Source organism: Uliginosibacterium sp. 31-16, assembly GCF_030730865.1.
GTDB lineage: Bacteria > Pseudomonadota > Gammaproteobacteria > Burkholderiales > Rhodocyclaceae > Uliginosibacterium.
Window position 1 is genome coordinate 1176238 of sequence record NZ_JAVALZ010000001.1, and the last position, 18703, is coordinate 1194940.

An 18703-nucleotide genomic window follows, 5' to 3' on the forward strand; every position below is an offset into this window, starting at 1 on the left:
GCGGTCTGGACGTTGCATTTAAGAAACATTGTGCCGGCAAAGCCGGCGGAAGTTCGAAATACAAACCATCCGGTGCAATTCGCTACGCTCATTGACACCCTACGAAACCATGTACAAAACCGCCTGCCCCGCCTGCGGGGCGCAAGTCGAATTCAGGTCCGCCGGCTCGGTGATGGCGGTGTGTGCGTATTGCCGCAGCACGCTGCTGCGCGATGCGGACAGCGTGCGCAACATCGGTCGCATGAGCGAGGTGATCGAGGATCACACACGCATCCAGATCACCACCTCCGGTCAGTACGAGGGGAAGAACTTCGGGGTGGTCGGGCGCATCCAGCTCAAGTACGAGGATGGTTTCTGGAACGAGTGGTATGTGCTGTTCGATGACGGCACGGCGGGCTGGCTCTCCGATGGCTCCGGCCAGTATGCGCTGACCTTGCCGAAGGGAACTCCGAACAAGGCGCCGACCTTCAGGCAGATCCGCCCCGGTGCGTCGATCCCGTGGGATGGCGCACGTTTCACCGCGACCGACGTGCGCACCGCGACCTGTGTGGCTGGCGAGGGCGAGTTGCCCTTTCAGGTTGGCAGCGGCTACGTGGTGCGCGTCGCAGACTTCCGCAGCGATGATCGCTTCCTGACCCTCGATTATTCCGACGGCGACACGCCGCAGGTCTTCCTCGGCACGGCGACCACGCTGGAGGATCTGAAGTGCCAGTTGCTGCGCAGTGAAGATCAGGTGAAGGACACGGCCGGCAAGCTCAAGGGCAAGACGAAGGCACTCGAATGCCCGAACTGCGGCAGCGGTATCGACAGCATTCCCGGCAAGGCCGAGCATCTGGTCTGCCCGAGCTGTCATGCCGAGGTGGGGCTGGAGGGTGACAAGGCCGAGGTGTTGCAGAAGCATGCCGGGCTGCAGACGCATGTCACCAGCCTGCAGCTGGGCGACACCGCCAGCCTGGAGGGCGTGAAGTGGCAGCTCATCGGGCTGATGGTGTGCCGGGAGTTCGGCTCGGATGAATCTTCGGTGTGGACCGAATATCTGCTGTTCAACGCGAGCAAGGGTTTCCTGTGGCTGGTGGAAACCGACGAGAAGTGGACCCGTACCGCCGTACTCAACAAGCTGCCGGCCGATGCGGGCCAGAGCGTGCGCTTCGGCGGCAAGACCTACACCAAACAGTGGGATTACGGCAGTGAAGTGATCTACGCCGCCGGGGCTTTCAACTGGCGTGTGAAGATCGGCGACAAGACACAGATCACGGATTTTCAGGGGCCGGACGGCACCCTGTGCAAGGAGCGCACCGCGGAGGAAATCACCTGGTCGCTGGGTACCGACATGGATTCCGCGCTGCTGGCCAAGGCCTTCGGCAAGGCGCCGGAGCTGCTCGCCAAATCAGTCAGCAGCGCGCCGTCGTCGCTGACCTTGTTTGCCAAGATCGCGTCGGGCATCCTGATCTTTCTGAATATCAGCAACATTTTCCGGGGCAGTTTTGGGGCCATCGTCTTCACCGGACTGGCCCTGCTGCTGCTGTGGCTGCCGGTGTGGATGGGCGGCGGAACGGGTACCGACAGTTCGGACGGCGACGAAGGGGATGAGGAATGAACCGCCTTATGTACATCGTGTACGCCATCGTTGTCACCACCGTTACCACCGGCATCAACAGTGGCATCAGCTCCAGCTCGGGCGGCGGCAGCTACCGCTCCTGGGGGAATTCCTCGAGCTATTCGAGCGGCTCCGGCAGTAGCTGGAGCGGTGGCGGGCACAAATAAATCCCGCTCCAGGCTGAAGAGCCGCACCCAGCCTGCCTCTGCGGACAGGCTGTCTGCCAAGCGGCGACTGATGCGCTTCTTCAGCATGCCATGCCGGAGAGGTCCGTCAGGCGGCGCTCTCGCAACCACCGCTGGCGCAAGCGCCTGAGCCGCAACTGGCAGCCGCCTCCACCGGGATCGATTCCAGCGGCTTGATGAAGCGGGTCAGGAAACCGCCGAGGCTGTCCGCCGGCAGGGGAATCCACACGCGATGGCCGTTGCCGGGGGCGACCGGCATCACAGCACCTGCCGCATCCTGCATGGCGGCAAGCTCGATCACGCGGTTGCCGCCGGGCTGCACCAGTTCCAGCCGGTCGCCGATGGCGAAGCGGTTCTTCACATCGATTTCGGCCAGCCCGCGCGCCGTATCGAAAGCGACGACATCCCCGACGTAGAGGCTGCGCTCCGACACCGAATTGCCGCGCTGATAGTTCTGCGTGCTGGCTTCATGGTGGCGTTCGAAGAAACCGGTGGTGTAGCCGCGATTGGCCAGGCCGTTGAGCGAGTCGATCAGGGCCGGCTCCAGCGGCTGGCCGGCGACGGCGGCATCAATCGCGGCGCGATAGGCCTGGGCTGTGCGCGCGACGTAGTACGGGCTCTTGGTGCGGCCTTCGATCTTCAGCGAATCGACGCCGATCTCCACCAGCCGATGCACGTGCTCGATGGCGCGCAGGTCCTTGCTGTTGAGGATGTAGGTGCCGTGCTCGTCTTCCTCGATCACGTTGTATTGCCCGCTGCGCCGGCTGTCCTGCTCTTCGATCAGGTACACATCGCCGCTGGCGTCGGTGCGGCCTTCGCGCAAACGATAATCCCAGCGGCAGGAATTGGTGCAGCTGCCCTGGTTCGGGTCGCGGTGGTTGAAGTAGCCCGAGAGCAGGCAGCGGCCGGAATAGGCAATGCACAGCGCGCCGTGCACGAAGACTTCAAGCTCGGTATCCGGGCAGGCCTGACGGATGTCCTCGATCTCTTCCAGCGACAGCTCGCGCGACAGGATCACGCGCGACACACCGTTGCGCGCCCAGAATTTAACCGCCGCCGCATTCACCGTGTTGGCCTGCACCGAGAGGTGGATGGGCTGGTCGGGCCATTCCTCGCGCACCATCATCATCAGGCCGGGGTCCGACATGATCAGGGCATCGGGCTTTAGCGCGATCACCGGTGCCATGTCGCGCACATAGGTCTTGATCTTGGCGCCGTGCGGGAAGATGTTGGAGACGAGGTAGAACTGGCCGCCGGCGGCATGCACGTGGTCGATGCCGGTTTTGAGCACGGCCAGATCACCGAAGTCGTTGTTGCGCACGCGCAGCGAGTAGCGCGGCTGGCCGGCATAGACGGCATTGGCGCCGAAGGCCAGGGCGGTGTCGAGCATGGCCAGCGAGCCGGCGGGAGCGAGGAGTTCGGGTTTGCGTGACATGGCGTTGTGGAAACCGGTAATTGCTGGGGGAAGGCGGCGCTTATTTCTTTGGCATTCGATGGGAGGGGCGCCTAATATCCCATGATGCAAACAGTGTTTCGGGCGAATTCGTGAATGAAAAAACCGACCTGAAGGATGTGTTCGTCTGGTCCAGCCGTTTTGAAACCGGCTTGCATGACGTTGACCAGCAGCACACCCGGCTGGTTCAGCTGATCAACAGCCTGTCGCAACTGGCCATCGAAGGCAGCACCCAGGCGAAGCTGATCAGCCTGCTCGACGAACTGCAGGACTACGCCGGCTATCACTTCAAGACCGAAGAAGACCTGATGGCGCAGTTTGCACTGAACGCTGATTTTGTAGCTTCGCACGTGCATGCCCATGCATCCCTGCGCGAACAGATCCGGATTGTACGCAACCTGGCCGAGAGTGCCGAATCCAGCGCCGGGGCGGCGGTTGGGCGGCTGTTACCCTTTCTGACGAAGTGGTTGATGTTCCATGTGCTCGGTACCGACATGCGCATGGCCCATGAAATCATCGCCCTGCAACGCGGCGAGAGCCGTGAGCAGGCCGAGGAACAGGCGCTCGCGCAGCAATCGGAATCACTGGTGATCGTGCTCGATGCGCTCAACGAGATTACCGACAACCTGACCCGCCGCACCACCGAACTGCAGGAATCGAACCAGCGCCTGCGCATCAGCGAAGCGCGCTACGCGCTGGCCCAGCGCGCCGCGCGGATCGGCAGCTGGGATCTGAATCTGGAGAGTAATGACCTGCGCTGGTCTGATGAGGTGGATCCGCTGTTCGGTTTCCGTCTGCGCGACTTCTCGCAGCCCTTCGAAGGCTTCATGGCCTGCGTGCATCCGGAAGACCGCACACGCATGCTGGAGGCGCTGGACGCGGTGCGTCAGGGCAGCGGTGATTTTTCGGTGCAGACCCGCATCGTGTGGGCCGATGGCACGGTGCGCTGGCTGGCCATTACCGGCGAATGCATCCGTGGCCGGGCGGGTGAGGCTGACCGCATCGTCGGCATCGTGCGCGACATCACCGACGAAAAGCTGGCCCGCGAACAACTGCAGGACACCAACGCCCAGCTCAAGCTGTCGCTGGCCTCGGTCGAACGGCACGCCGCCGATCTGACCCGCCTGAATGAACTCAACGAAGGTTTGCAGAGCTGCCTGAACGCCAGCGAAGCCTTCGAGGTCGTCGAGCACACGCTGGGGCGGCTCAATCTCGGCAGTGGCGGCGCGCTGGCGGTGCAGCCGATTGGCGAAGAACAGCTCAAAACCGTGGTGCGCTGGGGCGAGAGCAATGGCATGTCCGCGGTGTTTGCGCCGAGTGCCTGCTGGGGCATGCGCCGCAACCAGCGCCACACCCTGCTGCATCTGGCCGACGGACCCGCCTGCAAGCATTTCGACAATCTGCCGGGGAGCCCCTATCTCTGCCATCCGCTGCAGGTGCTGGGTGAAAATCTCGGTCTGCTCACCGTGAGCGCGCCAGCGGATGTGAGCGAACGCGAGTGGGCGCGGATCAGCCATCTGTCGGCAATGGTGGCGGAAAGCCTGAAGCTCGCGCTCTCCAACGTGCGCCTGCGCGAGGCCTTGCACGAACAGGCGATCCGCGATCCGCTGACCGGGCTCCTCAACCGCCGTTATCTGGACGAAACCCTGCCGCGCGAAATCGTGCGCGCCCAGCGCGAGCACCGCCCGATTTCGCTGGTGATGCTGGATCTGGATCACTTCAAGCACGTCAATGACACCTGGGGCCACGAAGCCGGCGACGCCGTGCTGGTGAATCTGGCGGCCATGCTCAGGCTGCATCTGCGCAGTTCGGATCTGGCCTGCCGCTTTGGGGGTGAGGAGTTCGTGGTGGTGATGCCCGGTGCCACGCTGGTCGAAGCCCGCGAGCGCATCGAACAGATCGCCCGACGGGTGCGCGAGACCCCGATCCAGCTGGCGCACATCACCCTGCCTGCGGTCACGTTCTCGGCCGGGCTGGTGCAGACCGGCGTGCACGGCGACACGGCCGAAGCGCTGCTGCGCGCGGCGGACCATGCGCTCTACGCCGCCAAGGAAGCCGGACGGGATCGCATCCACGAGCCGGCGGCGGCACAGCATTAGCTTCCCGGAGAGCGGCTTCTGGCAGGCTTCTTCAGGTCATCAATCTGCAGACCTGCGTGTATCAAGGCTTCCCGGAGAGGCGGCCTGAAGAGGTCCGTCAGAGGCGGCTCTTGGGGCGGCCTTGCTACAGGTTTGGCCCTGCCTCCGGAGCGGGTGTGCCGATCTGTTTGAAGCGCCACAGGGTCTTTTCGCGCGCGGCGGCGTGATCGACGATGGGCGCCGGATAATCGCGCCCGATCACGCAGCCCAGAGCACTCTGCTCGGCAGGCTTGAGCTTCCATGGCGCGTGGATGAACTTGTCCGGCACGCTGGCCAGCTCCGGCACGTAGCGGCGGATGAACTTGCCCTGCGCATCGAAGCGCTCCGATTGCGTCACCGGGTTGAAGATGCGGAACCAGGGCTGGGCGTCGCAACCGGTGGACGCTGCCCACTGCCAGCCACCGTTGTTGGCGGCCAGATCGAAATCCAGCAGCCATTGCGCAAAGAAGGCTTCGCCGCGCCGCCAGTCGATGCCGAGATCCTTGGTCAGGAAGCTGGCGGAAATCATGCGCAGGCGGTTGTGCATGAAGCCGCTCTGCACCAGCTGGCGCTGCGCCGCATCGACCAGCGGGTAGCCAGTGCGGCCCTCGCACCAGGCGGCGAAGCGCGCGTCGGCTTCCGGGCCTTCTTCCCACCGGATCGCGTCGAATTCCGGCTTGTACGCATGCCCGACAACCCGTGGGTGGTGATAAAGCAGCTGCTGGTAGAACTCCCGCCAGATCAGCTCGGACAGCCAGCACTCGGCGCCTGCGCCGCCACGCAGATGGGCGATGCGCGCCAGCTCGCGGATGCTCACGGTGCCAAAGCGCAGATGGGTGGACAGATAGGACACGCCTTTCACCGCGGGGAAGTCGCGGGCCGCGTGGTACTGATTGATGCGCCCGGAGAAGTCCTCCCACAGGGCTTCACCACCACTCATGCCCGGAGACACGCGCAGATCGGTCGTCTCGAAGCCGATGGTCTGCAGATCGGGCACACATGCGGCTTCCGGAGTGGGCGCCAGATGCGCGGCGAATTCGGCCACCGGCCAGCTGGCCAGGTCGCGTTCGCGCAGCAGCTTCAGCCAGGCGTTCTTGTAAGGCGTGAATACGCCGAAGGGCTTGCCGGAAAGCGTCAGCACCTCGCGCCGCTCGAAGATCACCTGATCCTTGAAGGAGCGGAAGACGATGCCGGCGTCCTTCAGGGCCGCTGCCACGACAGCATCGCGGGCAATTGTGGCCGGCTCGTAGTCGTGGTTGGCAAACACGCTGACCACTTTCAGCTCATTGGCCAGACGCGGGATCTCGTCGACCGCCCGGCCGTGGCGCACGATCAGCCCGCCCCCTTTGCTGCGCAAACGGGCATCCAGCTCGATCAGGCTGGCGTGAATGAAAGCCACGCGTCTATCCTGCCGTGAAGGCAGGGGGTCGAGAATATCGGTGTCGAACACGAAGCAGCAGAACACGCGGCCATGCGCCTGCAGGGCGTGCGAGAGCGCGGCGTGATCGAAATCGCGCAGATCACGACGGAACCAGACGAGGGCAGCAGGTATTCGAGACATGGTTACAGGCGGCGTTTGCTGCCAAACAGGTTAAAATATCCCCGTGGAAAACGCTAACTTCACTCATCACTTCCTCATCGCCATGCCGGCCATGGAGGATGACAATTTTGCCCGCAGCCTGATCTACGTGGCCGAGCACAATGAAGACGGCGCACTGGGCATCATCATCAATCGCCCGCTGGACCTGTCGATCAAGGATCTGCTGGAGCGCATCGAGATTCCGTCCAAGGTGGAAGGCTTCGATGCCACGCCGGTGTTTTTCGGTGGTCCGGTGCAGACGGATCGCGGCTTCGTGCTGCACCGCCCGCTGGGTGAATGGCAGTCCAGCCTGGTGGTGACGCCCGACATTGCCCTGACCAGTTCGAAAGACATCCTGCAGGCGCTGGCCGACCGTGGCGAACCCAGGGATGTCCTGATCTCGCTCGGCTATGCAGGCTGGGGTGCCGGGCAGCTGGAGGAAGAACTGGCCCAGAACGGCTGGCTCACCGTCGAAGCCGATCCGCGCATCATTTTCAATGTGGATGCGAGCGAACGTCTGGACGCCGCCCTGCGCCTGCTGGGCATCGACTTCGCCAATCTTTCCGACGTCGCGGGGCACGCGTAACAGGATGGGCACCCTCCTCGGCTTCGACTTTGGCACCGCCCGCATTGGCGTTGCCACCGGCGAAACCGAAACCCGCATGGCGCAAAGCCTCAGCGTGATTCACGGCGAAGCCAACGAACAGCGCTTCGGCGAGATCGAAAAACTGATCCGGGAATGGCGACCCGTCAAGCTGGTCGTCGGCTTGCCCACCGCGCTCGACGGCTCTGAAACCGACATGACCGCGCGCTGCCGGCGCTTCGCCAATCAATTGAATGGCCGCTTCGGCTTGCCGGTGGCGCTGGTCGATGAGCGCCTCTCTTCCGCCGAGGCCGAAGAACTGCTGCGCGAGGTGAAACGCGACTGGCGCAGCCGCAAACAACATCTGGATGCGGTAGCAGCCCAGCGCATCCTGCAAAGCTTTCTCGACATGGGTGACAACAATGACACTGCCTGAAGTCAAACAACTCCTGAACACGCTGGCCGAGCAGATCCGGCCCCAGCTCACGCCCGACACCGCGCTGGTCGGCATCCACACCGGCGGCGTGTGGGTGGCCGAGCGCCTGCATACCCTGCTCGGCGTCAGCCAGCCGCTGGGCAGCATCGATGTGGCTTTCTACCGCGATGACTACAATTCGCGCGGCCTGCACGCGCGGCCGCAGCGCTCGGGCATTCCCTTCGACGTGGCGGATCGCCACATCATCCTTGTCGATGACGTGCTCTACTCCGGGCGCACCACGCGTGCCGCGCTGAATGAACTCTTCGATTACGGCCGCCCGGCGCGCGTCGATCTGGCTGTGCTGGTCGATCGCGGCGAACGCCAGCTGCCCATCGCGGCGCGCTTCTGCGCGCACACCCTGAGCGAAGCCTTGCCGGCTGACAGCAAGCTCGCCCTGCAGCGCGACGATCACGGCAATCTTTCCCTGGAGGTGAAAAGTGCTTAATCCCCAGCTTACCAAGGATGGTCGCCTGCGCCATCTGATTACCCTGGATGGTCTGCCCAAGGCCATCCTCACCGAGATCCTCGACATCGCCGCGCCCTTCACCGAGGTGGCCGAGCGTGAGGTCAAGAAGCTGCCGCTCTTGCGCGGCAAAAGCGTGTTCAACGTGTTCTTCGAAAACAGCACGCGTACCCGCACCACCTTCGAGATCGCCGCCAAGCGCCTGTCGGCCGACGTGATCAACCTGAACGTTGCGACCAGCTCGACCAACAAGGGCGAAACCCTGCTCGACACGGTCGACAACCTGTGTGCGATGGGCGCCGACATGTTCGTGATGCGCCATGCATCGAGCGGCGCGCCCTACCTGCTGGCCCAGCACCTGCGCAACACCGGGCGTGACCACATCAGCGTGGTCAACGCCGGCGATGGGCGCCATGCCCACCCCACGCAGGGTCTGCTGGACATGTACACCATCCGCCACTACAAGCAGGACTTCACCAGGCTCACCGTGGCCGTCGTGGGCGACGTGCTGCACTCGCGTGTGGCGCGCTCCGAAATCGCCGCGCTGACCACCCTGGGCGTGCCCGAGGTGCGCGTAATCGGGCCGAAGACGCTGCTGCCTACCGACGTGGAACGCATGGGCGTGCGCGTCTTCCACGACATGGAAGAGGGCCTCAAGGGCGTCGATGTGGTGATGATGCTGCGTCTGCAGAATGAGCGCATGCAGGGCGCGTTGCTGCCCTCCAGCCAGGAATACTTCAAGTGCTACGGCCTCACCGAAGAGAAGCTGGCACTCGCCGCCAAGGATGCCATCGTGCTGCATCCGGGGCCGATGAATCGCGGCGTGGAAATCGACTCGGCCGTGGCCGACGGAGCGAATGCGGTGATCCTGCCGCAGGTGACCTTCGGCATCGCGGTACGCATGGCCGTGATGAGCATGCTGGCAGCGGGGAACTGAGAACATGAAAATCCAGATTGCAAACGGCCGCGTGATCGACCCGGCCAACCAGATTGATGCCCGGCAGGACGTGTTCATTGAGGGCGGCAAGATCATCGCCCTCGGTACGGCACCGGCCGGTTTCATGGCCGAGAAGGTCATCGACGCCAAGGGGCTGATCGTCGCGCCCGGCCTGGTTGACCTGTCGGCCCGCCTGCGCGAGCCAGGCTTTGAATACCGCGCCACATTGGAAAGCGAAATGCAGGCGGCGATGGCCGGTGGCATCACGAGTCTCGCCTGCCCGCCGGACACCGATCCGGTGCTGGACGAGCCGGGCCTCGTCGAGATGCTGTGCTTCCGCGCCAAGAAGCTGCACTGTGCCCACGTCTATCCGGTCGGCGCGCTGACCACCAAGCTCGAAGGCAAGCGCATTACCGAGATGGCCGAGCTGGTCGAAGCGGGTTGCGTGGCCTTCTCGCAGGTGAATACGCCGGTGGTGGATACCAACGTGCTGATGCGCGCGATGCAGTACGCTGCGACCTTCGGTTTCCGCGTGTGGCTGCAACCGATTGACGCGCATCTGGGCAAGGGCGGCGTCGCCCACGACGGCGAAGTCGCCTCGCGCATGGGTCTGACCGGCATCCCGGTGGAGACTGAAACCGTGGCGCTGGAGACGCATCTGAGCCTCGCCAAGCTCACCGGCGTGAAGCTGCACATCACGCGCATCTCGTCTGCCGCCGCATTGGAAGCCATCGAGCGCGCTCGCGCCGGCGGGCTGGATGTGACCTGCGACGTGGCCGCCCACCACCTGCATCTGTGCGACATGGACATCGGCTACTTCGATCCGCAGTGCTACGTGGTGCCGCCGCTGCGCAGCCAGCGTGATCGCACGGCGCTACGCGCCGGGCTGGCCAGCGGCAAGATCAACGCGGTGTGTTCCGACCACACCCCGGTCGATGACGACGGCAAGCAGATGCCGTTTGCCGAAGCCGAACCGGGCATGACCGGCCTCGAAACCCTGCTGCCGCTGGTGCTGAAGTGGGCGCAGGAAGACAAGGTTGCCCTGGCCGACGCACTGGCCCGCGTCACGGCGAGTGCCGCCGGCATCATGGGCATCACCAAGGGCGGTCACCTTGGGGTCGGTGCCCGCGCCGATGTGGTGATTTTCGACGCCGCGGCCGAACAGGTGCTGACGCGCGAAGCGCTGAAGAGCCAGGGCAAGAACACGCCCTTCCTCGGTCTGCCGCTGCCGGGCGTGGTCAAGCACACGCTGGTCGAAGGCCGGATCATGTTCGGCTGACACGTTCAGGCCTCCGTCAGCACAAGGGCCATCCTGCGGGATGGCCCTTGTCATTTCAGGCGCTGCTCGCCAAGCCGCATCGGGTGGTCATTTCCGGCATGGCATGCCGGATATCTAGATGGGACGCGGGTTCCAGGCCTGTCTTGCCAGAAAGCGAGGCGGGGTGGGGCTCAGCGGACAGCCTGACGCACATCGCGATTGCGTTCGCGGCGGTCCTGGCGCAAGTCGCGTTTGTCCTGACGGGTTTCGCGGTGATCCTGACGCAGCTCCTTGCGTTCAGCCGCAACGCCCGCTGCATCGCCTTCGCGTCGTTCCTGACGCAGGTCGCGGCGGTCATCGCGGGTGGCGACGCGGTCGCGGTGGATCTCGCGCTTGTCCTGGCGGATTTCGCGCTGATCACGCCGGACTTCGGCCCGTTCGGCAGGGGTCACAACGGACGTCGGTGCGGGCTGGGCCAGGGTGGCGGTGGCACTTAGGGCGAGGATGCAGGTGGCAAACAGGGTTGTAATACGCATGATGATCTCCATAAGCAGACAGGGTTTCGAGTTGCGTGTCGGCAAGTGCTCGCCACACGCAAACCTTAGCGTGCGAGCCGTGTTTTCGATGACCGTCAATTGCAAGCAGATGTAAGCGTGACCGGAGGTGCAGGAAGCCGGAAACGGGCTGGGCAGGCTGGCTATAGTGGAAGCCGGTTTGTCTGAAGGGGGCCGTCATGAGCATCGTTCTGACCGGGGGCTGCGCCTGCGGCGCGATCCGCTATGAATGCGAAACCAGGCCGGCGGTCATGCTCAACTGCCACTGTCATGACTGCCAGCATTTCAGCGGCAGCGCCTATGCGCCGCTGGTGGTGGTGGTGGCGGATCATTTCTGCCTGATGCAGGGTGAGCCGAAATATTTCGTTACGATTGCCGCCAGTGGCAACACCGTCCGGCGCGGCTTCTGCCCGGACTGCGGCTCTTCGCTCTTCGTGGTGACGGCCGCCTTGCCTGCCTACATTGCCTTGATGGCGGGCTGTCTGGATGATCCGGAGCTCTACAAACCCGCCGCCGATTTATGGACGCGCAGTGCGCGGTATTGGGACCTGATGGACCCGGCCTTGCCCAAATACGAGACCGAGCCGCCCGGCGCCGGCTGAATCATTGCGCAGCGCGCAGCGCCGGTTCTGCCGAGATCCGGGCCACCCAGTTGATGGCTTCGATCTGCCGGACGCTGACCTTGCTGGTGGTCAGCCCGAGCATCAGGGCATATTTGCCGATTTCCGTGGCAATCCCGCGTTCGCAGGCATCGGCCAGTGCGAGGTACATGCCGTAGGGGCCTTCGCGCCGCAGCAGGGCCGCATTCAGCGGCTCGGCCAGACGCAGGGGTTTCACCGCCGTTTCCAGCGGCACCTTCAGGGCCACATCGAGCATCGAGAACAGCCCCAGCACGAATAGCTTCTCACACTGTTCGGGCGGCAGACGATAGCTGCCGACGAGTTCGAGGAAGCGTGCGCGGGTCAGCGCCACCTCGGTCAGGGCCGTGTCACCCAGCTCACCACCGGAAAGCAGCAGCAGGATCAGCCAGCGGTCGAGCTGCGCCTGGCCGAGGATCAGCAGCCCCTGCTCGATACTGGAGATCGGCTGGGACAGCCCTTGCGCCGCTGCATTCACGTAACGCAGCAGACGGTAGGACATGGCCATGTCCTGTCTGAGCACCTGGGCGACGGCACGGAAGTTGGTCTCCTCGCGGATCTGGTTGATCAGCGAGGCAACGCTGAGCATCTGCGGCGAGAGTTCGCGGCCGGACCAGTCTTCGCGCCGTGTCACGAAACTGCCGGAAAAGCGCGTGCAGCGCAGCCGGCGGGCCATTTCGTAGTCATCGAGGGTGCCCACGTCCCAGGCGCCGAGCCGCAAACCGGCATAAAGATCGCGCGCGCCCTTGAGCAGTTCGGCGACTTCCAACGGGGTGCGCATGGCCAGACGCAGGGTGGCGCCATCGGCCAGATCCGCCAGACTGGCGAACCAGGGACTGCCGATGGCGTCGTCAAGCCAGACCTCATGCCCGGCATCCTGCATGGTGACAATGGCCTCGCGGGTGTCCGGGTTGGCACGGCGCTGGCTGTCTTCCGGCCACAGCAGCACGCAGGCGCGGGCCGGCAGCTTGCCGGTGCCCAGTCGCAGCAGGCTGGTTTCCGCGAGCTGCACCCAGGCCTGACGCTGGCGCAGGGGCGAGCCGCGCAGGCTGGCCAGCTGGTCGATCAGCATGCTGTCCAGAAAGCGGCGCATGCTGCTGCGGTGGGCGGCAATCTTGTCGCGCAATTCACCGCGCACGAAGAATTCGATCCCGCTCACGCCCAGCGCTTCATCCAGCACCTCGCGGTGCACCAGCACCGGTTCCGGTTGGGCATCCGTTGCAGCATCGCCCTCAGAGCGGCTTGCAGCAAGGCTCTCCGGGATGCCGTCCGGAAAATCCATGTTCTGTGCGGATTCCCCGGCATGCAGCGTGGAGATGCGCGCCCGAAGCGGCTTTCCGGCAGGGGCGTCGCTGAACCAGCGATTGAAAGCGGTAATCAGTTTGCCGAACATGAAGGGACGTATGCGCCGCGGTTCAGGGTACGTCCTGTTCTACGGCGTGAAACGCCCGGGGTTTAGCGCTTGCGACGCTTGACGGAGCGGCCGGGCCCGCCGGGGCCTCAGCTTCCCTGATTCACGGCCCGGGCAAGACGCTCGCCGAATGCCGGCGCCGCTGCCGGATTCTTGCCGGTGATGATGCGTCCTTCCGTCACCACCGGTTCATCAACATAACGGGCGCCGCCAGCTTCCAGCGTGGCGATCCACTTCGGGTCCGGCCACATCGTGGCTTTCAGCCCCTTGAGCAGGCCGGCGTTGGCCAGTACCGGCGGTGCCGCACACAGCGCGGCGATAATCCGGCCTTGTGCGTACGCGCCCTGCAGCAGGCTGCGCAGCCCGGCGTGCTCCCACAGCAGATCCTTCGCCCCGTAACCGCCGATCACGGCGATGGCGGCGTAATCGGCGGCATTAGCCTGGCTGATCAACAGATCGGCCTTGATCTCGCCGAAGGAATAGCCGGTCGCGCTGGCGGCATCGCTGGCCACGGCCACGGCGATCCCGGCGTCTTCGAGGGCACGGCGGGTGTTCTGGTATTCGCTCTCCAGGTAATTCCGTGAGGCCAGCACGAGCAGCACTTTCTTTGCGGGCGTGGCCGCTGCCGCCGGAGCAGCAGCGCCCCAGACGAGACAACTGGCGAGCAGGAGGAGGATTGATTTCATGGTGGCTTCCTTTTGGGTTGTGACGAGATTTGCGTTAACCGGTCACGAGTTCATGCCGATGGCCCGGACCCAGGTTTCAAAACTTGCGGGCCAGCCACGCACGGATTCGCTGGCGCTTTCCAGCAGGGCGAAGCCGTGCCCGCCCCGCAAGGCGACGTGCAGCTCCGTGGGTACGCCTGCCTGATGCAGGGCCTGCCACAAGGCCACATTGCTTTGCGGCGGAACACGCGGGTCGTCGCCTGCGATGAAAATGAAGGTGGGCGGCGCATTCTTCGTGACCCGATCCAGGGTGCCCGACGCGCTGTAGGCCAGGCTGGATTCGGGGCTGCCGCCGGCGTCTGCGGGACGCGCACGGAAACCCGCCGCACCGTAGATCAGCGCCACGAAGTCAGGCCGGGCACTGACGGTGTCGATGGCATCCACCGGCGCATGCACCTCGCGAGCGAAGTCCAGCCCGGTCGCTGCCGCAAGATGGCCACCTGCCGAGAAGCCCAGGATGCCGATCCGCTGCGGATCGATGTGCCACTTTTCCGCCTGACTGCGCAGCAGGCGCACTGCGCGTTGCCCATCCTGTAGAGGCACCAGGCGCCCGTTGCGATGCCCCTCGTCCGGCAGGCGATACTTCAGCACGAACACCGAGAAGCCTTTGGCGGTGAAGCGGCGTGCCACTTCGGAGCCTTCCTTTTCGAATGACAGCTTTGTATAGCCCCCTCCGGGTGCCACGATCAGCGCCACACCATTGGGCTTCGCCGGCAGGAAAACGCTCAGCCCGGGTCGGGCGACCCCGCTGACCCTCAGATCAGGCCGCTCGGGATCGTCGATGCGAATGCGCTGTTCGGTAACGCTGAGCGCTTCAGAACCCGGCGGTGTTGCCGTACCCCACAGCGATATTTCCTCGCTGGCGACAAATGGTGCAGCGATGGCGGGGCCGGACAGCCAGAGGATGAAGCCGAGACCCAAAGCGAGAGGCGTGCGAAGGAAGGACATGGCGGACTCCTGCCTGAGAAGGAAGATGTCCGTAATGTCCGGTTTTCGGGGCGCAGGGACTTGATCGAAACTCGCGTTCCGTCAGCGCCGCAGGCTGCCGAGCGGGCTGACCGGCACATGCAGCGCAATGCGACGTTCCTGTGGCGGATGGAAGTCGCGCACCTGGAGGTCCTGCTCCAGCGATGGCCCTTCGCCAAGCCTGCAATGCAGTTCGTCGTGCACCCGCTGTGCCAGGGTGGCCATGTACTGACTCCGGTTCGCCGGGTTGAGTTCGACAACTGCATAAAGACCGCCCGCGTGTGTCACCAGATCCGCCTCGGCAATCGGCTGCGGGTGCAGCGCAAGAGGTACGAAGTGACAGAGTTCGACGCGTTGCGAGGCGGTCTCGGTGAAGGGATGGTCACGGTCATTGCTGCGCCAGCCGCGCCAGCGGCGACTCCCGGCAGCCAGACACAGCCATGCCAGACGGGCCTTGTAATAGGCATTGTCGCCGTAGGCACCGGCGTAGCGAAATTGCCAGACCTTGCGTTCGGCGAGGCGTTCAAGCCGCAATGGTGGCGGCGCTGCATCCGTCTGCTGCAGACGGATCTGGCTGGGAGCGATGCCGAACTGACGTTTGAAGGCGTGGGAAAACGCCGCATTCGAATCGTAGCCCGCAGCGAACGCGATCTGGGTGACGGAGACGTGCTGATCAAGGCGAAGCTGGTCGCAGGCACGTTGCAGGCGCAGGCGGCGCACGGTCTGCATGGGCCCTTCGCCGGTGCGCGCCCGGTACAGACGCATGAGCTGGGCAGGCGAGAGACAGGCAATATCGGCAAGATCGCCGAGGCAGAGCTCATCCTCGTCAAGACTGGCACCGATGAAATCAGTGAGTCGACGGAAACGGCGCTGGCGCTGGCAGAAAGCGGTGAAGCTGGGAGCCATGGATTGTTCCTGATCCGTGGGTCGGGCGAGGGCATCGTTGCAGGGCGAAAACCACCCTGATTGTAGGTCTATTTGCTGTGGCGCTGCACCATGACTGAACCTGAATCCTGCCTCGCCGGCAGGCTCAGGCCGAAAAAAATCCCTTCACAAAGGAAGGGATTTTCGGGGCGCGATATGCCGGACAGCATCAGCGACTGCCAAGCCCGCTGAAGCTATCAATGTCGTAACCATCCCATTCATCAGCAGGACTCCAGCTGCTGCCGGGCACGCTGCCATGCGTGATGCCGCTCTTGCGCCGCAGGCTCTTGTTCGCGGTACTGACACTGCCACTCACCCATTCGGTGCCCGGGTCGGTGCCGAGCACACCGATTCCGTCAATGACGACGCCGTTTTTCTCCAGCGTGACAGCATCGTCACCATTGAAATTGGTGACACTGCTGCTTAGTGCGCTGGCCGGAAAACTGAAGCTGGTAGTGAAGCTGGCATGCCGCAAGATCAGCGTCTCGCCCGCCGCCAGCGAGCCCGTCAGTGCCTGGATCTGGGTCGCCGTGGTGCCGCCGTTGGCATACATCTTCACGCTGTAGGCCGAGAGGTCGATGGTCGCACCGGTCGGGTTGTAGAGTTCCAGCGCCTTGTTGTTGCTGCTCCCCTCGATGTATTCGCTGAAGAACAGCTCGGCAGAGCCGGTGCTGCCGCTGCTGGCAGCGTTGACGGTGATGGCCGCGCTGCGCACCGCAGCCGGGCCGGCGCCTGTCAGCGTCAAGGTGATCGTGTAGCTGCCGGCACTGGCGTAACTGTGGCTGGCACTGCTTGCAGCAAGTGCCAGAGTTTCGCTGCTGCCGTCGCCCCAGTCCAGTGTCAGGCTGCTGCCATTGCTGGCCACGATGCCGGCGATGCTGACCGCGGTGCCGGCCGTGCCGCTGACGGGCAGGCTGGCGCTCAGGGTCGGCGTGGTCGCTGCAGCGTCCGCCGCAAGGCTCAGACCGACCAGCACCGGATCATGATCGGAGGACCGATAGGCCGTCGCGGCATAGCGGTCGTCGGTCTTGTACTCGGTGTTGTAGTCGAGCACCAGCGGCTCTTCGGCATTGATATGCCAGACCGTAACACCACTGACCTGTGACTTCAGGCTGCTGCTGGCAAAGGCATGATCCAGCACGCCGCTTTCGCCTGAATACACATAGGTATAGCGCTGATCGGCCGGCAGGCGTTTGAGAAGTTCTTCATGACCGGCTGCTTCCAGTGCCTTGATCGGGTCTTCATTCAGGTAGGAATTGAAATCCCCCATCATCAGCATGTCGGCCTCGCCGGAGCTGCTGGCGAGCGTCGCTACCCAGTCTTTCAAGGCGGCCGCCTGGAGTGTGCGCGAGGCATTCCAGCAACCCTGACCATAGTCCTGATCCGGATCGCTGGCAGCGCTCGGGCAGGAGCCCTTGCTCTTGAGGTGATTGACCACCATCCAGAAGCCACCATTATTGCTTTGTGCGGCAAAGCGCTGGGCCACCGGCGGGCGCAAACCACCGGCGACCGAGAAACGGCTGTCGGTGGGAATCTGCGGACTGCCGATCGGGGTGGCACGGGCCGGTTTGTAGAGCATGGCAACCGTGATCGCATCGGTTCCGGGCTGGCCGACATCGATGTAGCTGTAGGTGCCGGCACCGACCCTGGCATTCACGGCCGTCACGAGACTGGCCAGTGCTGCCGTTCCGTTGTTCTCGATTTCCATCAGGCCCAGCACGTCAGCATCCAGCCCGGCAATGGCTTCGACCAGCTTGGCCTGCTGCCGGGTGAATTCGGCAGCGGTATTGGCACCGCGCGAACCGAGGGTGGTGAAGTAATTCAACACGTTCAGCGAAGCTACTTTCAGCGTGCCACCGACAGCCGCCGGAGCGGCTGGGCGCGGGTTGGCTGCCGTGAAAACCGGGCTGGCATCCGGATGCACGCGCCAGGCATTGGCGCTCCAGATCAGCGGGCCACGCACGCCGGTCACCGTGTCGCCGACGCGGCGGGTGCCACTGCTGTCAGCAGCACTCAGGTAGGGAACCGGATTCGGGTTCTGGCTGCTGCTGCCGTCATCCAGGCGGATCTGGTTCAAGGCGTTGGCACTCAGCGCTTCGGCCGCAGTGAGGGTCGGATGATTGTTCGGGTGATACAGCCGGCCATTGGCCGAGAGTACGAGCTCGCCATAGCGTCCAAGCTGGTAGACCTCGCTGACTGTCAGCGGCTGCTCGAATTTCACCAGCATGCCTTCATAAGCCTCCAGCGCCGCTGCACTCGTCAGCGGCAGGCTGAGGCTGACGGGATTGATTGCCAGGCCCGCACCGCAAACGCTGATGGCGGTCGGCGCCGTGATTTCGGTGAGGCTCTGGCTGTCACTGCTGGCCTTGTATTCGGTGACTGTGCCTTCCACCTGCACGTAGTCGCCTGCTTTCACATCCGCAGCCGCCGGGGCATAGACGAAGATGCCCTCGGAGGTCAGCGGATCGGCATCCGCTACCGGCTGCTGGATGAAGAATCCTTTGAGCTGGGTGTCTGTCTGGTAGTCACCGGTTACCACCCCGCGCACGGCAACCAGCTGGCCTGCCAGCGGGCTGGTATCGGTTGTACCCTGAACTGCGGTGATGGTCTGCAGCGCATTGGTCGGCGTGGCACAGGTGGGAAGGCTGCTGCCGGTGTTGCCGGAGTCCACTGCGCTGTTTTCCACACTGCTGGCTGAGCCGCCGCCACCACAGGCGGCAAGGCTTGTCGTCAGCAGGCAGAGCAAGGTGAGGCAACTGCTGCTGAAAGAGGATTGAAATTTTTTTGTCATGATCTGGTCAGGGCAAAAAAAGCCCTCCGCACGCGGAGGGCCAA

General features: G+C 64.1%; 17 protein-coding genes. 9 read left to right on the forward strand and 8 right to left on the reverse strand.

Translation table 11 applies throughout. The features are described from left to right. Nucleotides 1–109 precede the first annotated feature (109 nt). Together Q9Q94_RS05455 and Q9Q94_RS05460 are read left to right on the forward strand one after the other, a co-directional pair. On the forward strand, nucleotides 110–1597 hold the full coding sequence (locus tag Q9Q94_RS05455) for a DUF4178 domain-containing protein (RefSeq protein WP_305979008.1): 1488 nt from the start codon (nucleotides 110–112) through the stop codon (nucleotides 1595–1597). Continuing rightward, the gene (locus Q9Q94_RS05460) at nucleotides 1594–1764 is read left to right on the forward strand and encodes a hypothetical protein (RefSeq protein ID WP_305979009.1); all 171 of its coding nucleotides are present in this window, start codon (nucleotides 1594–1596) and stop codon (nucleotides 1762–1764) included. Before Q9Q94_RS05455 ends, Q9Q94_RS05460 begins: the two co-directional genes overlap by 4 nt. Before the next feature lie 106 nt (nucleotides 1765–1870). Here the strand turns inward: Q9Q94_RS05460 and yegQ are convergent, their stop codons facing one another. Next, nucleotides 1871–3217 (reverse strand): tRNA 5-hydroxyuridine modification protein YegQ, encoded by a 1347-nt coding sequence (gene yegQ / locus Q9Q94_RS05465; protein WP_305979010.1) that lies wholly within the window; start codon nucleotides 3215–3217, stop codon nucleotides 1871–1873. A 110-nt stretch (nucleotides 3218–3327) separates the two neighbouring features. Between yegQ and Q9Q94_RS05470 the strand changes: the two genes are divergently transcribed. Beyond that, nucleotides 3328–5334, forward strand: coding sequence for a diguanylate cyclase (locus Q9Q94_RS05470; RefSeq protein ID WP_305979011.1), 2007 nt, complete (start codon nucleotides 3328–3330; stop codon nucleotides 5332–5334). Nucleotides 5335–5458: 124 nt separating this feature from the next. On the opposite strand, the gene Q9Q94_RS05475 is transcribed toward Q9Q94_RS05470, so the two are convergent. Then, on the reverse strand, nucleotides 5459–6904 hold the full coding sequence (locus Q9Q94_RS05475) for a deoxyribodipyrimidine photo-lyase (RefSeq protein ID WP_305979487.1): 1446 nt from the start codon (nucleotides 6902–6904) through the stop codon (nucleotides 5459–5461). 46 nt (nucleotides 6905–6950) lie between these two features. Here Q9Q94_RS05475 and Q9Q94_RS05480 point away from each other — a divergent pair, with 46 nt between their 5' ends. The 5 genes from Q9Q94_RS05480 to Q9Q94_RS05500 are packed head-to-tail and all read left to right on the forward strand — an operon-like array spanning nucleotide 6951 to nucleotide 10671. Further along, nucleotides 6951–7517, forward strand: coding sequence for a YqgE/AlgH family protein (locus tag Q9Q94_RS05480; protein ID WP_305979488.1), 567 nt, complete (start codon nucleotides 6951–6953; stop codon nucleotides 7515–7517). A gap of 4 nt (nucleotides 7518–7521) precedes the next feature. Then, nucleotides 7522–7950, forward strand: coding sequence for a Holliday junction resolvase RuvX (ruvX, locus tag Q9Q94_RS05485; RefSeq protein ID WP_305979012.1), 429 nt, complete (start codon nucleotides 7522–7524; stop codon nucleotides 7948–7950). Continuing rightward, nucleotides 7937–8437, forward strand: a complete 501-nt coding sequence (gene pyrR / locus Q9Q94_RS05490) for a bifunctional pyr operon transcriptional regulator/uracil phosphoribosyltransferase PyrR (protein WP_305979013.1) — start codon at nucleotides 7937–7939, stop codon at nucleotides 8435–8437. Before ruvX ends, pyrR begins: the two co-directional genes overlap by 14 nt. Further along, a complete protein-coding gene (locus Q9Q94_RS05495) occupies nucleotides 8430–9392 on the forward strand; it encodes an aspartate carbamoyltransferase catalytic subunit (protein WP_305979014.1) in 963 nt (320 codons plus the stop codon). The genes pyrR and Q9Q94_RS05495 overlap by 8 nt, the downstream gene beginning before the upstream one ends. A gap of 4 nt (nucleotides 9393–9396) precedes the next feature. Further along, nucleotides 9397–10671, forward strand: a complete 1275-nt coding sequence (locus Q9Q94_RS05500; protein ID WP_305979015.1) for a dihydroorotase — start codon at nucleotides 9397–9399, stop codon at nucleotides 10669–10671. A gap of 170 nt (nucleotides 10672–10841) precedes the next feature. Here the strand turns inward: Q9Q94_RS05500 and Q9Q94_RS05505 are convergent, their stop codons facing one another. Beyond that, nucleotides 10842–11186 (reverse strand): hypothetical protein, encoded by a 345-nt coding sequence (locus tag Q9Q94_RS05505; protein ID WP_305979016.1) that lies wholly within the window; start codon nucleotides 11184–11186, stop codon nucleotides 10842–10844. 197 nt (nucleotides 11187–11383) lie between these two features. Here Q9Q94_RS05505 and Q9Q94_RS05510 point away from each other — a divergent pair, with 197 nt between their 5' ends. Further along, the gene (locus Q9Q94_RS05510; RefSeq protein ID WP_305979017.1) at nucleotides 11384–11806 is read left to right on the forward strand and encodes a GFA family protein; all 423 of its coding nucleotides are present in this window, start codon (nucleotides 11384–11386) and stop codon (nucleotides 11804–11806) included. A 1-nt stretch (nucleotide 11807) separates the two neighbouring features. Here Q9Q94_RS05510 and Q9Q94_RS05515 read toward each other — a convergent pair whose 3' ends face one another. The 5 genes from Q9Q94_RS05515 to Q9Q94_RS05535 all read right to left on the reverse strand — a co-directional run bounded on the left by Q9Q94_RS05515 (nucleotide 11808) and on the right by Q9Q94_RS05535 (nucleotide 18659). Further along, the gene (locus tag Q9Q94_RS05515; protein ID WP_305979018.1) at nucleotides 11808–13235 is read right to left on the reverse strand and encodes an EAL and HDOD domain-containing protein; all 1428 of its coding nucleotides are present in this window, start codon (nucleotides 13233–13235) and stop codon (nucleotides 11808–11810) included. Nucleotides 13236–13342: 107 nt separating this feature from the next. Beyond that, nucleotides 13343–13939, reverse strand: a complete 597-nt coding sequence (locus tag Q9Q94_RS05520; RefSeq protein WP_305979019.1) for a DJ-1/PfpI family protein — start codon at nucleotides 13937–13939, stop codon at nucleotides 13343–13345. 42 nt (nucleotides 13940–13981) lie between these two features. Further along, the gene (locus Q9Q94_RS05525; protein ID WP_305979020.1) at nucleotides 13982–14926 is read right to left on the reverse strand and encodes an alpha/beta hydrolase; all 945 of its coding nucleotides are present in this window, start codon (nucleotides 14924–14926) and stop codon (nucleotides 13982–13984) included. A gap of 81 nt (nucleotides 14927–15007) precedes the next feature. After that, nucleotides 15008–15850, reverse strand: a complete 843-nt coding sequence (locus tag Q9Q94_RS05530; protein WP_305979021.1) for a helix-turn-helix transcriptional regulator — start codon at nucleotides 15848–15850, stop codon at nucleotides 15008–15010. A gap of 187 nt (nucleotides 15851–16037) precedes the next feature. Beyond that, nucleotides 16038–18659: an ExeM/NucH family extracellular endonuclease gene (locus tag Q9Q94_RS05535; protein WP_305979022.1), complete on the reverse strand. Its 2622-nt coding sequence runs from the start codon at nucleotides 18657–18659 to the stop codon at nucleotides 16038–16040. Nucleotides 18660–18703 lie beyond the last annotated feature (44 nt).